The sequence below is a fragment of the Streptomyces kunmingensis genome, from assembly GCF_039533535.1.
Taxonomy (GTDB): Bacteria; Actinomycetota; Actinomycetes; order Streptomycetales; family Streptomycetaceae; genus Streptomyces; species Streptomyces kunmingensis.
In genome coordinates this window covers 38,217-52,982 of sequence record NZ_BAAATS010000067.1, presented here as the reverse complement: position 1 = coordinate 52,982, position 14,766 = coordinate 38,217, and the positions used below count along the sequence as shown (strand labels likewise).

10 protein-coding genes and 1 pseudogene are annotated in these 14,766 nt (G+C 71.6%); 10 read left to right on the top strand and 1 reads right to left on the bottom strand.

Annotated elements, in window-relative coordinates; all coding sequences use genetic code 11:
- Positions 1 to 7: 7 nt before the first annotated feature.
- Together ppdK and ABD366_RS42225 are read left to right on the top strand one after the other, a co-directional pair.
- Entirely contained in the window at positions 8 to 2,692 is a 2,685-nt protein-coding gene (gene ppdK, locus ABD366_RS42230; RefSeq protein ID WP_324770257.1) for a pyruvate, phosphate dikinase, read from the top strand.
- Positions 2,693 to 2,702: 10 nt separating this feature from the next.
- Entirely contained in the window at positions 2,703 to 3,620 is a 918-nt protein-coding gene (locus ABD366_RS42225; protein WP_324770258.1) for a universal stress protein, read from the top strand.
- A gap of 103 nt (positions 3,621 to 3,723) precedes the next feature.
- Here ABD366_RS42225 and ABD366_RS42220 read toward each other — a convergent pair whose 3' ends face one another.
- Positions 3,724 to 4,587 (bottom strand): universal stress protein, encoded by an 864-nt coding sequence (locus tag ABD366_RS42220; RefSeq protein ID WP_324770259.1) that lies wholly within the window; start codon positions 4,585 to 4,587, stop codon positions 3,724 to 3,726.
- A 257-nt stretch (positions 4,588 to 4,844) separates the two neighbouring features.
- On the opposite strand from ABD366_RS42220, the gene ABD366_RS42215 reads away from it, so the two are divergent.
- From ABD366_RS42215 to ABD366_RS42180, 8 genes and pseudogenes are all read left to right on the top strand, one after another.
- Positions 4,845 to 5,855, top strand: coding sequence for an Acg family FMN-binding oxidoreductase (locus ABD366_RS42215; protein WP_324770260.1), 1,011 nt, complete (start codon positions 4,845 to 4,847; stop codon positions 5,853 to 5,855).
- 177 nt (positions 5,856 to 6,032) lie between these two features.
- On the top strand, positions 6,033 to 7,034 hold the full coding sequence (locus tag ABD366_RS42210; RefSeq protein WP_324770261.1) for an Acg family FMN-binding oxidoreductase: 1,002 nt from the start codon (positions 6,033 to 6,035) through the stop codon (positions 7,032 to 7,034).
- 93 nt (positions 7,035 to 7,127) lie between these two features.
- Positions 7,128 to 8,051 carry a universal stress protein gene (locus ABD366_RS42205; RefSeq protein WP_324770262.1) on the top strand — a complete coding sequence of 308 codons (924 nt, stop codon included), beginning with the start codon at positions 7,128 to 7,130 and terminating at the stop codon, positions 8,049 to 8,051.
- Positions 8,052 to 8,212: 161 nt separating this feature from the next.
- Positions 8,213 to 8,689: pseudogene (locus ABD366_RS42200) on the top strand (response regulator); the annotation flags it as partial.
- Between the two features lie 129 nt (positions 8,690 to 8,818).
- Positions 8,819 to 9,319: a hydrogenase maturation protease gene (locus ABD366_RS42195; RefSeq protein ID WP_324770263.1), complete on the top strand. Its 501-nt coding sequence runs from the start codon at positions 8,819 to 8,821 to the stop codon at positions 9,317 to 9,319.
- A 4-nt stretch (positions 9,320 to 9,323) separates the two neighbouring features.
- Positions 9,324 to 11,621: a carbamoyltransferase HypF gene (hypF, locus tag ABD366_RS42190; protein WP_344443572.1), complete on the top strand. Its 2,298-nt coding sequence runs from the start codon at positions 9,324 to 9,326 to the stop codon at positions 11,619 to 11,621.
- Positions 11,622 to 11,630: 9 nt separating this feature from the next.
- Positions 11,631 to 11,927: a HypC/HybG/HupF family hydrogenase formation chaperone gene (locus ABD366_RS42185; RefSeq protein WP_324770265.1), complete on the top strand. Its 297-nt coding sequence runs from the start codon at positions 11,631 to 11,633 to the stop codon at positions 11,925 to 11,927.
- 112 nt (positions 11,928 to 12,039) lie between these two features.
- Entirely contained in the window at positions 12,040 to 14,736 is a 2,697-nt protein-coding gene (locus ABD366_RS42180; protein ID WP_324770266.1) for a bifunctional acetate--CoA ligase family protein/GNAT family N-acetyltransferase, read from the top strand.
- The last annotated feature ends 30 nt before the right edge of the window (positions 14,737 to 14,766 follow it).

Here is a 14,766-nt window from a genome sequence, read left to right as displayed (position 1 = left end):
AGCCGTGATGAGCACGCCTCAGCAGTACGTGTACGCGTTCGCCGACGGCAGCAGGGAGATGGCCGAGCTGCTCGGTGGCAAGGGCGCGGGTCTCGCCGAGATGAGCCGCATGGGACTTCCCGTGCCACCCGGTTTCACTGTCACCACCGCAGCGTGTCGGACGTTTCTGGCCACCGGTGAGGAGCCGTCGGAGCTCGGTCTCGAGGTGGCACGACAGCTCGCCTCCCTCGAACGGGTCGCGGGTCGCACTCTGGGCGCCCCGGACAATCCGTTGCTGGTGTCGGTGCGCTCCGGGGGCAGGTTTTCCATGCCCGGGATGATGGAGACGGTTCTCGACATCGGTCTGGGTGATGCGAGTGTGGCGGGGCTGGCCCGCGTCACCGGCAATGAGAGGTTCGCCTGGGACTCCTACCGCCGTCTGTTGCAGATGTTCGGCCACACCGTGCTGGGCGTCGGCGTCGGGCTGTTCGAAGACCTCATCCAGGGCCGCAAGCGGGCGCACGGCCTGAAGGACGACAGCGCCCTGGACATCGGTCAACTCGAATCGCTCGTCGCCGACTTCAAGTCGCTGATCCGCAAGGAGAGCGGCGCGGATTTCCCCCAGGACCCCGTCGAGCAGTTGCACTTGGCCATGCGTGCCGTTTTCACCTCATGGAACAGCGAACGGGCGCGCCTGTATCGCTCGCGCGAGCACATCCCGGATGACCTGGGAACTGCGGTCAATGTGCAGGCCATGGTGTTCGGCAACCTCGGGCGTGACTCCGGAACCGGCGTGGCTTTCACCCGGGACCCCGCCACCGGCGCCTGCGGCCTGTACGGGGACTATCTCCCTGACGCGCAGGGCGAGGATGTCGTTTCGGGGGTGCGTGACGCTCTGTCCCTCGAGGTGCTGAGGACGGTCCTCCCGGACGTGTACGGCGAACTCGCCGGCCATCTGGGCATGCTGGAACGGCACTACCGTGATCTGTGCGATGTCGAGTTCACGGTTGAGCGGGGCAAGCTGTGGGTTCTTCAGACGCGGATCGGGAAGCGGACGGCGGAGGCGGCTTTCCGTATCGCCTACGACCTGGTGGACGAAGAGCGCGTCAGCGAGGACGAGGCGCTGGCACGTGTCGACGGCGCGTCCCTGAACCGGCTGATGTTCCCGCGCTTCGCGCGGCGTCCCTCCGATACGCCCCTCGCGCAAGGTATTGCGGCGTCCCCCGGTGCCGCGGTGGGTGCGGTGGTCTTCGACTCGCCGAGCGCCGTACGGCGGCACCAAGAAGGTCAAGGCGTCGTTCTCGTGCGCGCGGAGACCACCCCCGACGATCTGCCCGGCATGATCGTCGCCGAAGCGGTGGTGACCAGCCGCGGCGGCAAGACCAGCCACGCCGCCGTCGTGGCGCGGGGCATGGGCAAGGTGTGCGTCTGCGGGGCCGCTGCGCTCACGGTCGACACGGCCGAGCGCCGGCTGACCACGCCGTCCGGCGTGGTGGTGCACGAGGGCGACACGGTGTCCGTCGACGGTACGGCAGGCACCGTGCACCTGGGGTCGCTGCCCCTGGTCGACTCCGAGGTCCGCGAGTCCCTGGAGACCGGGGTGCGCATGGGGGCACTGAGCGATGCGGTACGGCGCGCTCTGTGGCACGCGGACACAGCGGCCCACCTGGAGGTCCGGGCCAACGCGGACACCCCGGCCGACGCCGCACTCGCGCGACGGCTGGGTGCCCGGGGGATCGGACTGTGTCGCACGGAGCACATGTTTCTGGGTGAACGTCGCCTCCTGGTCGAAGACCTGATCCTCGCGCGTGACCATGCCGCGCGGGCGGAAGCCATGGCGGCGCTGCTGCCCCTGCAACGGCTCGATTTCACCGGCATTCTGCGGGCGATGGACGGTCTGCCGGTCACCGTCCGGCTGCTTGATCCGCCGCTGCACGAGTTCCTGCCGGACCTCACGGAGCTGTCGGTACGCGTGGCGATGTCGCCGGACCCGAAGCCCCGGACCCGGGAACTTCTGTCAGCCGTACGGAAACTGCATGAGCGGAACCCCATGCTCGGTCTGCGCGGCGTACGTCTCGGTCTGGTCGTACCCGGCCTGATGGCTCTGCAGACCCGGGCCGTCGCGGAGGCGGTCGACCAGCGCCGGCGTGCGGGAGGCGACCCTCGCGCCGAGATAATGATCCCGCTGGTGGCCACGGAAACCGAACTGCGGATGGCACGCTCCGAGGTGGACCAGGTGCTGGCGGACGTGAGCCGTGAGACGGGACGCCGCGTCGACTGCCCGATCGGGACGATGATCGAGTTGCCGCGGGCCGCGGTGACGGCCGGCCGCATCGCGTCCTGCGCCGACTTCTTCTCCTTCGGCACCAACGACCTCACGCAGACGGTCTGGGGCATGTCGCGTGACGACGCGGAAGCGGCGTTCTTCCCGCTCTACCTCGACCGCGAGGTCTTCGCCGTCTCGCCGTTCGAGAGCCTCGACGAGGAGGGTGTCGGCGAACTGGTGATCCGCGCGGTGGAAGCCGGACGCCGCACCAGGCCCGGCTTGATGACCGGGGTGTGCGGTGAGCACGGCGGCGACCCCGCCTCCGTTCATTTCTTCCATCGCGCCGGTCTCGACTACGTCTCGTGTTCCCCGTTCCGGATTCCGACAGCACGGCTCGAAGCGGGCCGGGCGGCCCTCGGCCCGGTCGGGTCGAGCGACAGCCGGTGAGGCCCGGGTTGTGCGTGACAAGGGGGATGAAGGCATGCTTAAACCGATAGTCGTCGGCGTCGACGGCTCACAGGAAAGTTCCGCGGCGGCGAGTTGGGCCGCCCGGGAAGCGCTGCGTCGCCATCGTCCACTGCGCCTGGTGCACGCCTGGGAGGGCGCCCCGGCCGACGGCACGGAGGTTACGCTGCCCGAGCTGAATGTCCCGCACCGTCGGGCGCGGAGCGCCCTGCGCACCATCACCGAGCAACTGCGCGCCACACACGGCCAGTTGGACGTGTTCTCGGAACAGATCGCCCTGCCGCCCGGCCCTGCGCTCCTGCGCGAAGCCGAGTCGGCGGAGCTGCTGGTCCTGGGCAGTCAGGGGTTCGGGAGCGTGAGCGGCGCGTTCGCAGGCTCGGTGGCCCTGGCGACCGCAGCGCACGCGCCATGCCCGCTCGTCCTGGTGCGGGCAGGGTGCACCGGCGACGCCGAACGCCTACCGGGCGCGACCGCCACGGGCACCAGGGCGCCCTTCCGTGACATAGCGCTGGCCGTGGACCCGTGCCAACCATGTGACCCAGTGGTCGAGTTCGCCTTCCGCGCGTCGGACATGCGCGGCGCGCCGCTGCGGTGCGTGCACACCTGGCACGTTGCGCTGCGACATGGACTGGTCGGCCCGGATGAGCGCGCAGTGGCCAGGAACCAGGCGGAAAGGAACCTCGCCGCGGCTCTACGACCATGGAAGAGCAAATTCCCGCAAGTCGTCGTGCACGAAATCGTCATCGAAGGCCATCCGGCTCACCAGGTGGTCAAGGCGGCGGGTGGTGCGGGACTGCTCGTCGTGGGCCGACGCGTTCGACGTGCCGCGCTCGGGTCGCACGCGGGGCCGGTCACCCATGCGGCGATCCATCATGTGAGCTGCCCGGTCGCCGTCGTTCCGCACGACTGAGCGCCGCCGTGTCCGACATCCGACAGGCGTGATGCCTCACACACCGCAGCTCGATGGCGCTCCGGGGCCGCGACGGCTCACGAATCGCCCGGCCGTTCGGGGGTCAGTCATGCGGTACAACGGCCACGGGACACGCCGAGTGGTGCAGTACCGCGTGAGTGACCGGGCCGAGCTGCAGGCCGACACCGCTCCTGCGCCGTCGCGCGCCCACGACGAGCAGGTCCGAGAGCGCGGACGCCTCCAACAGCACGTCGCGGGCGCGGCCCTCGTGCGGATGCGCCCGCACAGTGACCGCGCCGTGGGCCACGCGTGGGTCCTGCACCACGGTCATCAGCTCGTTCTCGGCGCGGATCGCATGGGCCCCACTGTCATCGGTGGGGTAGTCGGGGAGCTCGTGGGCGGGACAACGCCAGGCGCGCACGGCGAGCACGTCCGTGCGCCGCAACTGCGCCTCGCGCACCGCGAACGCGGCCGCGACCGTGGCGCGTTCCGAGGCTCCGACACCCAGGGTGATCTGGTGGAAGCCGCCGTGCACGTTCTTGTCGTTGCCGCGTACGACGATGACGGGGCATTCGCCGTGGGCGGCCACCGGAAGGCTCACGGAGCCGAGCAACAGTCCGGTGAGCGTGCCGTGTCCCCGGCTGCCGACGATCAGCGCGCCGGCGTCACGGGATTCTTCGACCAGCGCGTCCGCCGGATCCTGCGGCACCACCTGGCTGGTGACCGTGAGCTGGGGAGCGCGACGACAGGCACGTTCGACGGCCTGCGCCACGAGGTGTTCCGCATACTGCCGCACGGCACTGCGATGGAGAGCGAGCGACGGTTTCCTGGTCTCGTACCGCTCCCAGCGTGAGGCATGCACGATGCGCAGTTCGCAGTCGCGCCGCACGGCCTCGTCCACCGCCCAGTCCAGTGCCTGAAGACTTGGTTCGGAGCCGTCGATCCCCACGGTCAGCCGATGCTCCACTGTCCCCGCCTCCTTCGGGTCGGCCCTGCGTCCGAGGGCCCGCCCCGCCACGCTGCCACCGAGGCAGAAGAGGAAGGGAGGGCCGAACCGGCCCCGGAACCGGGTCGTTCGACCCCGCTCTCGCCGAGGCGCGAGCCGGACTTCGGTCAGACCCGGTCGGAATGCGAGGGGGGACGTCCGGCCCCTCGCCCTGCCCCGCCGCTCACCGCACCCTGACGGAAGGACTCGTATACGGAGCCTGCCGGGAGGTGGTGGCCGTGGACGTCACGACGTTGAACGCATCGGTTCTGGAGGGGTGGCTGTCGGCGGCCGTCGCGGCACCCTCCATCTTCAACACCCAGCCATGGAGTTTCCACCTCGACACCGAGAGCACCGCGGTCGAGGTGCGGGCCGCGCCGGAACGCTGCCTGCGCGCGACGGATCCGACGGGGCGAGCCCTGCACCTGTCGGTCGGCGCGGCTGTCTTCAACCTGCGGGTCGCGATGGCGCATGACGGGTGGATGCCGGTGACGCGCCTGCTGCCCCGCCCGGACGAGCCCGGACTACTGGCCACCGTACGGCCGGAACGAGCCCGGCGAAAGACCTTCCCGGAGCACCGTCCTGATCTGTACGACGTGATCTGGCGGCGACACAGCAGCCGGTTCCCCTTCTCCAACCGGCCGCTGCCCGCCGAAGTCTGCGCCGAGCTGTCCGACGCGGCACACACGAACGGCGCCGTGCTCTCCTTTCCGACGACCACCGAGAAGGCCTTCCTGCTTCGGGTCACGGCAGAGGCGGAGGAGCGCGACCGCACTCACCCCGAGCGTGCCGCGGAGAGCTGCCGCTGGGTGCGCCGGGACGAGCGGGGCCAGGCCGATGTCGGCCTGCCGCGGGCGAGCCTCGGTGTACAGGACTCCCGCGAGCAACTGCCGATGCGGGACTTCACGGCGCAACGCCACCTCACCCGTCTGCCGGCCCGGGAGTTCGAGCGCCGCCCCGTCATCGCCATGTTGACCACCGCGCACGACCGCCGCGCCGACTGGCTCCGTGCCGGCCAGGCCCTCCAGCACGTACTGCTGGTGGCGACGGCACACGGTCTGCGCACATCCCTGCTGCACCAAGCCATGGAATGGCCCGACCTGCGCAGGAAGCTGCGCCCTGAGCCCGAGCATGTGGGGCACGCGCACATGCTGGTGCGGCTGGGCTACGGTCCGGAGGGCCCGTCCAGCCCGCGCCGGGCACCGAACGAGGTTCTGCTGATGCCCACGCGCAGGGCGGAACGGTCGTGAAGGATGGTGCACCGGTTCAGGGCCCCGGGCTCCTCTCCTGCCTGAACAGCTCTGTGGGTTGTCGAGTACTTGTACTAGAGGGCGGCGGGTTTGAGCAGGGTGTGCGAAGACGCTCTGGTCCTTTGCCGCGCAACGCGGGGAAAGGCGTGCGCGGACAGGGACAGTCGAGGAGTGACCATGCAGATGAAACCACTGGACCCCGGCATACTCGCCGGGCTCGTCCGGGACGCCGGCACGGCGCCCTCCATGCACAACGCCCAACCGTGGCAGTTCCGCTTCCTGCCCGACACCCAGACGCTGTGGCTCCGCGCCGACCTGGCACGTGCCATGCCTACTACCGATCCCGACCATCGGGGACTGCACCTGGGCTGCGGGGCCGCTCTCTTCAACCTGCGGGTCGCGGCGGCCCGGATCGGGCGGCACCCTCACGTACGGTTGCTGCCCGACCCGGCGGACCAGCTGTCGCTGGCGACAGTGGACTTCAGGACCCCCACGCCGGAAGCGACAGAAGCGGGAAACGACGCCCTGGCGGAGCTGTACCCCGCGATCCTGCAACGGCACACCAGTCGCTGGCCGTTCGCCGAGACCGCTCTGCCCGAACGCGTGCGGGCCGCTCTCGTAGACGCCGCTCGTCTGGAGCAGTCCCGCCTGCTGTTCACCGGGCCATGGCACAGTGAGCTGCTGCGTGACCTTGTGCGGGACGCCGAGGGACGCGACCTGATGGATCCCGGCCGCACGGACGACCTTGAGCGATGGACCCGGTTCGGGGACGAGACGGAGGCCATGGCGGAGGGCGTCCCCGAGTACGCCTTCGGGCCAGGGATGCGGGACGGCAACGCACCGGTGCGCGACTTCGCCGGGCGGCGGCAGACCAGCGGTCGTGGCTCGCAGGTCTTCGAACACGCTCCGCACCTGGCCCTGCTGGGAACCGCCCAGGACCGGCCGCTGGACTGGCTGCGCGCAGGGCAGGCCCTGGAACGCGTGCTGCTTGTCGCCACCCTGGACGACCTCGTGGCCTCTCTCACCTCGCACGCGCTGGAATGGCCGGACCTGCGCAGCCTCGCGCGTGACCCCCTCTCGGCCATCGGACACGTCCAGATGGTCCTTCGGGTCGGTTACGGGCCCAGGGGGCCGGCCAGTCCGCGGCGGCCGGTGAACGACATCCTGAGCGTGGGATGACGAAGCCGTCCTTGTTCCCGGGGACCTTCGGCCCCATGTCCGCGGCCGGTAGGCCCCTGCGCGCTCCCGTCCGCCGGCGCGAGGATGCCGCACATGGCCCACCCCATCACCGTAGGTCTGGACGGCACCGCGGAAAGCATGGCCGCGGCCGACTGGGCCGCCCGCGAGGCGTTGCTCCGCTCGCTGCCCCTGGACCTGCTGCACGCCTGGAAGTGGCAGCCCTACCTCTACGCGCCGCTGGGCGATGTCTGCATCCCGCCGAACGTCGACGCCACGGAGCCGAATTGGGCCGGGAAGATGCTGGGCGACGCCGAGACCGTACTCGCACAGCGATACCCGGGCCTGCGGATCAGCTCCCGTGACATGTCCGAGGAGCCCGTCGCCGCTCTTCTGGCCGCATCCGACCAGGCTCGGCTCCTGGTGCTCGGCTCCCGGGGCCTGGGCGGCCTCACCGGATTCGTCGTCGGTTCCGTCGCGCACGCCGTCGTCGCGCGCACGGTAAGGCCTGTCGTCCTCGTACGAGCGGAGCAACGCGCCGAGGACGAACACGACCGTGACAAGGAAGGGGAGGGGACGACCGCCACCCCCTACCGTGACGTCGTGGTCGGCCTGGATCTGGAACGTCCGGACGACGCCGTCCTGGAGTTCGCGTTCGACGCGGCCGGCCGCCGGGCGGGGCGGCTGCGCGTCGTCCACGGGCTGCGTCTGCCGCCCTACTACACACGCCATGCCGGTTCGCTCGGCCCTGAGCTGCACGCGCAACTGGTGGCCGGAGCCAGGAAGGTACTGAACACGGTGCTGCGGCCGTGGCGGAGGAAGTATCCGGGCGTCGACGTGACAGAACAGGCTTTTACCGGGGGCGCGGGTCTCCACCTCGTGCGGGCCGCGCGCGACGCGTCCCTGGTCGTGGTGGGGCGCCGGCACCGGCACAGCGCGCTGGGCGGTCACGTCGGGCCGGTGACACAGGCCGTCCTCCATCACGCCACCGTGCCGGTGGCGGTGGTTCCCCATGACTGAGCGGCGGACCCGAATCTACCGTCACCGCGGTCGGCCGCCCGGGCCGCGCGGACAAGGGCCGACCGGCACTTTCCCTCGGACGCGTGAGCGCGAAGGATGGCGGCAGGCGGGCGACCGCCGGTGCACGGGGGAGCCCGACGACGCAGGAACAGGAGCCGTCCATGACGGACAGCGAGCACCTCGTCCCCCCGGGCCCGATCCGGGTCCTCCTCCTCGACGACCACGAGGTCGTCCGTCGTGGAGTGCACGATCTGCTGGAGGACGAGCCGGATATCACGGTGGTCGGCGAGGCCGCCACCGTCGGCCGGGCCCTGGTCCGTATACCGGCGCTGCGCCCGCACGTCGCCGTGCTCGACATCCGGCTGCCCGACGGCGACGAGGTGTCGCTCCGCCGGGAACTGCTCTCGCGGATGCCTGATCTCGCCTGTCTCATGCTCACCTCGTTCGACGACGAGGAGGCACTGCTCGACTCGATCATGGCGGGCGCGTCCGGATACGTCCCGAAGCAGATCGAGGGGTGGAACCTGGTCACGGCCGTCCGTACGGTGGCCGCCGGCCAGTCGCTGCCGGACCCCGGTGCCACCACCAAGCTCATGGCCCGGCTGCGCGGTGAGCAGACGAAGAAGGCGGAGCCGGAAGAGAGGCACCGGCAGGACCAGGACCGAGCCTGACGATCGTTCTGTGACGGGCCGGACGCTCCGAGCCCTGCACAACCCGAGCCGAGACCGGGCACCGGACGGCAGACCGGACCGGGGGAGGGAGCGGCGATGGACGGGCGGACACGTATCGCGGTGATCGGTGTGGGCAACGATTTCCGGCGGGACGACGGCATCGGCTGGGCCGTCGTGGAGCGGCTGCGCGAGCACGCCGAGCGGCGGCCGCTGCCCCTGGGCACCGTGCTCGCCACGTGCGACGGGGATCCGGGACGGCTGATCGGGCTGTGGGAAGGTGCGGGCCTCGCCGTCGTGGTGGATGCCGCTCACGCCCACCCCGGGCGGCCCGGGCGGACACACCGGATCGAACTCGACTCCGAGCGGCTGAACCAGCCGCCCACGACGAGTTCCCACGGCCTGGGCCTGGGGGAGGCCGTCGAACTCGCCCGTGTCCTGGGCCGGTTGCCCGGCCACCTCGTCGTCTACGCGGTGGAGGGCGTCGACAGTTCGCTCGGCACGACGATGTCCGGGGCGGTGACGGCGGTCATCGATCCGCTGGCCGCCTCGGTCGAGGACGAGATCGTCCGGTATCGCGACGCCGCGGCCCGGGGGTGATCAAGTGCACCGCGTAGTAAGGGACTTCGCGGCCGTGGGAACCGTGCAGGGCGTGGGATTCCGCCCGTTCGTGCATCGCACCGCCACGGCCCTCGGACTCGACGGATGGGTCGCCAACGTGGACGGACACGTCGCCGGTACGGTCGCCGGGGCGCCGGGGGCCGTCGAGGAGTTCGCACAGCGGATCAGGTCGGCACCGCCGCCCCTTGCCCGGGTCCGCGAGCTACGCATCGTCGAGGGAACCGCGACGATACCCGAGCGGGGGAGCGGTTTCGCCGTGCGCGCCAGCCGGCTGAGCCCACCGTCGGGAACGGCCCCGCGCGAGGTAGCACCGGACGCGGCGATCTGCTCGGCCTGTCTGGAGGAACTGTTCGACCCGGCGGACCGGCGTCATCGGTACCCGTTCATCAACTGCACGGACTGCGGGCCCCGCTCCACCATCATCGAATCCCTGCCCTACGACCGGGAACGCACCACCATGCGCCACTTCCCGCTGTGCGCGGCCTGCGCGGCGGAGTACACGAACCCGCGGGAGCGGCGCTTTCACGCCGAGCCGAACGCCTGCCCCGCCTGCGGGCCGACCCTGTCCTGGGAGACGTCGCGTGGCGAGGAAGCACTGCGCGCGGCGGCCCGGACGGTGGGCAGCGGCGGCATCGTCGCGGTGAAGGGACTCGGCGGCTACCAGCTCGTGTGCGATGCGACGAATGATGCGGCGGTGACGGAACTGCGGCGACGCAAGGACCGGCCGAACAAGCCGCTCGCGGTCATGGTGCGGGACGTGGACGAGGCTCGACGCCTGGCCCGGATCGGCGTCATGGGCCGGGCGGCGCTCACATCGCCCGTACGGCCCGTGGTGCTGCTCGAGGCCGGTCCCCTTCGGCTGCCGGCGGGCGTGCATCCCGGCACGGACCGGATCGGCCTGTTCCTGCCGACCTCCGGACTGCACCATCTCCTGCTGCGAGCCGTTGACCGGCCGCTCGTCGTCACCAGCGGCAACCGCGCCGACGAGCCGATCGCCATCGACGACGCGCAGGCACGGCGGTCGCTGGGCCGGGCCGCCGACGGCTTCCTCGGGCACGACCGGGTCGTCCGCGCCCGGTACGACGACTCCGTCGTCCAGGTCACCGGCCGGACCGTCCTCACCCTGCGCCGGGCCCGGGGCCTGGCACCGGCCCCTCTGCGGTTGCCCCGACCGGCCCCGGCCCCGCTGCTGGGCGTCGGCGCGCAACTGAAACACACCTTCACGCTCGCCCGGGGCGACCGGGCCCATCTAGGCACGCACATCGGGGACTTGACGGACCCGGCGACGTACGCCGCCTTCGAGACCGCGTACCAGGATCTGAGCGCACTGACCGGCATCGTGCCGGGTGTCGTCGCCCACGACCTGCACCCCGGCTATCTGTCCACGCAGTGGGCGCGAGCCACGGGCCTTCCGCTCGTACCCGTCCAGCACCACCACGCCCACCTCGCCGCGTGCGCCGCCGAGCACGGCCTGACGCGCCCGTTCACGGGCATCGCCTATGACGGCCTCGGGCTCGGCGACGACGGCACCCTGTGGGGCGGCGAGGTCCTGATCGCCGACCTCAACTCCTACCGACGTGTCGGCCGCTTCGCCACCGCACCGCTGCCGGGCGGTGACGTGGCCGTACGGCATCCCTGGCGCACCGCCCTGGGGTACCTGCACGGCGCCGAACCCCTCGGCGTCCCGGGCCCCGCGCAGGAGTTGATCCGCACCTTCACCGACCGCCTCGACGCGGGTGCCGCCGGCACGGTACGTGCCATGATCGACCGCCGTTTCAACAGCCCGCGGGCCTCCAGCGCGGGCCGCCTCTTCGACGCGGTGGCGAGCCTGCTGGGCCTGGTGGACAGCGTGACGTACGAAGGCGAGGCGGCCGTCGTCCTGGAGACGGCGGCCGGGCGACTGCGCCCCGTGCCCCTCGCCCGTCGCGTCGTGCGGGTGGACGGCCTGTGGGTCTACGATCCCCAGCCCACCCTCACCGACCTGCTGACCAGGCAGGCGAACGGCGAGAGCGTCGCCTCGCTGGCCGCCGCCTTCCACACTGCGCTCGCCGAGGCCACTGCCGAGCTCGTCGGACGCGCCGTCGAAGCGGGCGCGCCGCGCACCGTCTGTCTGGGGGGCGGTTGCTTCGTCAACCGCCGACTGCTCACCGAGGTGCGCCGGTTGCTCCGCGCACAGGGCCTGCGGGTTCTGGTGAACACCGTGGTGCCGGTCGGCGACGGCGGCATCAGCTACGGGCAGGCGGCGGTGGCCGCCGCCGGACTCGCGAAGGAGCGGGGGTGAGGGAACACCATGTGCCTCGGAATTCCCGGACAGGTGCTGGAAGTGCATGACAGCGCCGGACTGACCATGGCCACCGTCGACTTCGGCGGCATCCGCCGCTCGGTGTGCCTGGCGTACACGCCGCAGGCGCGCCCAGGGACGTACGTCATCGTGCACGTCGGCTTCGCCATCACGACCGTCAACGAGGCCGAGGCGCGGCGCACGCTCGATGTGCTGCGTGCGATGGCCGGCGCCGTCGAGGGTGAGCTCGGGGAGCCTCTGCCCGACGGGCCGGCCGACGAGGAGGCAGAGGCCGGACGGCCCTGACCCGTGCCCGGCCGGTCCCTGGGGTCCCGGGGGCGCGCGCCGGACGCTGAAAGCGACGGGCCGACGGGCCGACGGCGTTGCCGGCCCGTCCCGAGCTTCGGAAGGCGAGGACATGAAGGACAGGGGAGAAGCCATGGGGGAGGCGAGGCACGCACTTCTCGCGGACGGAACGACCGTGCGGATCCGTGCGGCGCTCGGTTCGGACCACGAAGCGGTGCGGGGACTCTACGAAGCGATGTCGGCCGAGAACCTGAGGCTGCGCTTCTTCGGCCTCAGCCGGTCCTCGGCGCGGACGGCCGCGGACCGCATGTGCGGGGCTGCCCGTCCCGGCCATCACGGGCTGCTCGCGGAGGCCGAGGGGACGCTGGTGGGCCTGGCCGAGTACGAGCGGACGGCGGACAAGGACCGCGCGGAGATCGCCCTCGCCGTGTCGGACGCCTGGCACCACCGCGGCGTGGGCACCCTGCTCCTCGAGCATCTGGTGTCCGCCGCCCGCCGGGAGGACATCAGCGCGTTCACGGCGGACGCCCTGTCGGAGAACCACGAGATGCTCAAGGTCTTCGCCGACCTGGGGCTGCGCACCGCCCGCCACTTCGACGGTCCCGAGGTGCACTGTACGGTCCAACTCTCGCAGGACGAGGACTACTTAGCGGCTGTGGAGGAGCGTGGCCGGGCCGCCGATGTCGCGAGCCTCGTCCCGGTGCTCCGGCCACGTTCGGTGGCCGTGGCCGGAGCGGGCCGCAAACCCGGCTCCGTCGGCCGCGCCCTCCTGCACAACCTGCGCTCCGGCAGCTACACGGGAAGCCTGTACGTCGTCCATCCGCACGCCGCGTCCATACTCGGCGTGCACGCCGCCCCGACCGTGTCGGCCCTGCCCCAGGTCCCGGACCTCGTGGTCGTAGTGGTGCCCGCCGGGGAGGTCGGCAAGGTCGCCGAGGACTGTGGCGCAGCGGGCGTCCGCGCCCTGCTCGTCATCAGCGCGGGCCTCGATGCCGCGCAGGCGGCCACGCTGCTGGAAACCTGCCGGACCTACGGCATGAGGTGCGTAGGACCCAACTGCCTGGGCCTGGCCAACACGGATCCGAGTCTGCTCCTCGACGCCACGTTCGTCGCCACCCGCCCTCAGCCGGGCACCGCCGGAGTCGCCGTGCAGTCCGGCGGCGTCGGCATCGCGCTTCTGGGTGGTCTGGCACGCCTCGGCATCGGCGTCTCGACCTTCGTGTCGCTGGGCGACAAGTACGACGTCAGCGGCAACGACCTGCTCCAGTGGTGGGAGAGCGACGAACACACCGACCTCGCGCTGCTGCACCTCGAGTCATTCGGCAACCCGCGGGCGTTCTCGCGCACCGCCCGCCGCGTCACCCGCCGCATGCCCGTCCTCACCGTCGATGCGGGCCGTACCGAGGCCGGCCGTCGGGCCGCGGCTTCCCACACCGCGGCCGCGGCCACCCGCACCATGACCCGCCGGGCCCTCTTCACCCAGGCAGGGATCACCGCGACCCGCACCGTCCCCGAACTCCTCGGTGCCGCCGCCCTGCTCCACGCCCAGCCACTGCCTCGGGGAGGCCGGGTCGCCGTCGTCACCAACGCGGGCGGCGCCGGAGTCCTGGCCGCCGACGCCTGCGCCGAAGCCGGGCTCACCATCCCGCAACTGAGCGGTGAACTCATCGACGTCCTGCTGTCCGTGCTGCCACCCGGTGCCACGGCCACCAATCCGGTCGACGCCACCGCGGCTGTCTCCGAGGGCGAACTGCGCGCCTGCCTCGACACGATCGCCGCATCCGACACCGTGGACGCGATCCTGGTGGCCCTCGTGCCGACCGCTGTCTCCGCGGCGACCGGTGACGATCTCGTTCTCTCCCTCACCCGGGCCCCCGGACGGCGCCGCACCCGGACCGTCGCGGCGGTCCTCCTCGATCAAGCGGAACCCGTCCGCCTGCTGCCCGGGGACGGAGGGCGGATTCCCGCATACGCCGACCCACAGACAGCCGCACGGGCCCTTGCCCACGCGGTCACCCGAAGCCGGTGGCTGGCCCGTCCGCCCGGCACGGTCCCCGTCCTCGCCGACACCGATCCCGGGCGCGCCACGGAGGTCGTCGAGACCTACCTCACGGGCCACGAGGACGGAGGATGGCTCGACCCGCGTACCTGCGCCGAACTCCTCGACTGCTACAACATCCCGCAACTGCCGTGGGCCTGGGCCGAGACCGAGGACGACGCGGTCCTCGCCGCCGACCGCCTCAGGGGCCCCGACGGCCTCGTCGTCCTCAAGGCGCACTGGCCGGGCCTGCTGCACAAGAACCAGCAGCGCGCCATCCACCTCGACCTGCGCGGCGACGCGCAAGTACGGGCCGCCTTCCGAGATTTCGAGACGCGCTTCGCCGGGCTGCTGACCGGCGTGGTCGTCCAGCCGCTCGCCCGGCGCGGCATCGAACTGGTCGCCGGTGTCGTCCAGGACGCGGTGTTCGGCCCGCTGGTCCTCTTCGGGCTCGGCGGCACCGCCACCGAAGTCCTCGCCGACCACGCGGCTCGGCTTGCTCCCCTCACCGACCACGACGTGCACGATCTGATCACCGCGCCGCGTTGTGCACCCATGCTCTTCGGGCACGGCGGCGAGGGCCCCGTCGACCTCGAAGGCCTGGAGCAACTTCTGCTGCGCCTGTCCCGGATGGCGAGTGACGTGCCGCAACTGGCCGAGGCCGACCTGAACCCCGTGCTCGCCTGGGCCGGTGGAGTCACCGCACTCGACGTGAGGGTCAGGCTGGCACCTGCCTCGGCCCACGACCCCTACCTGCGGCGCCTGCGCTGACGCGCACCCAACCGCTCCGTCCGAAGGAGG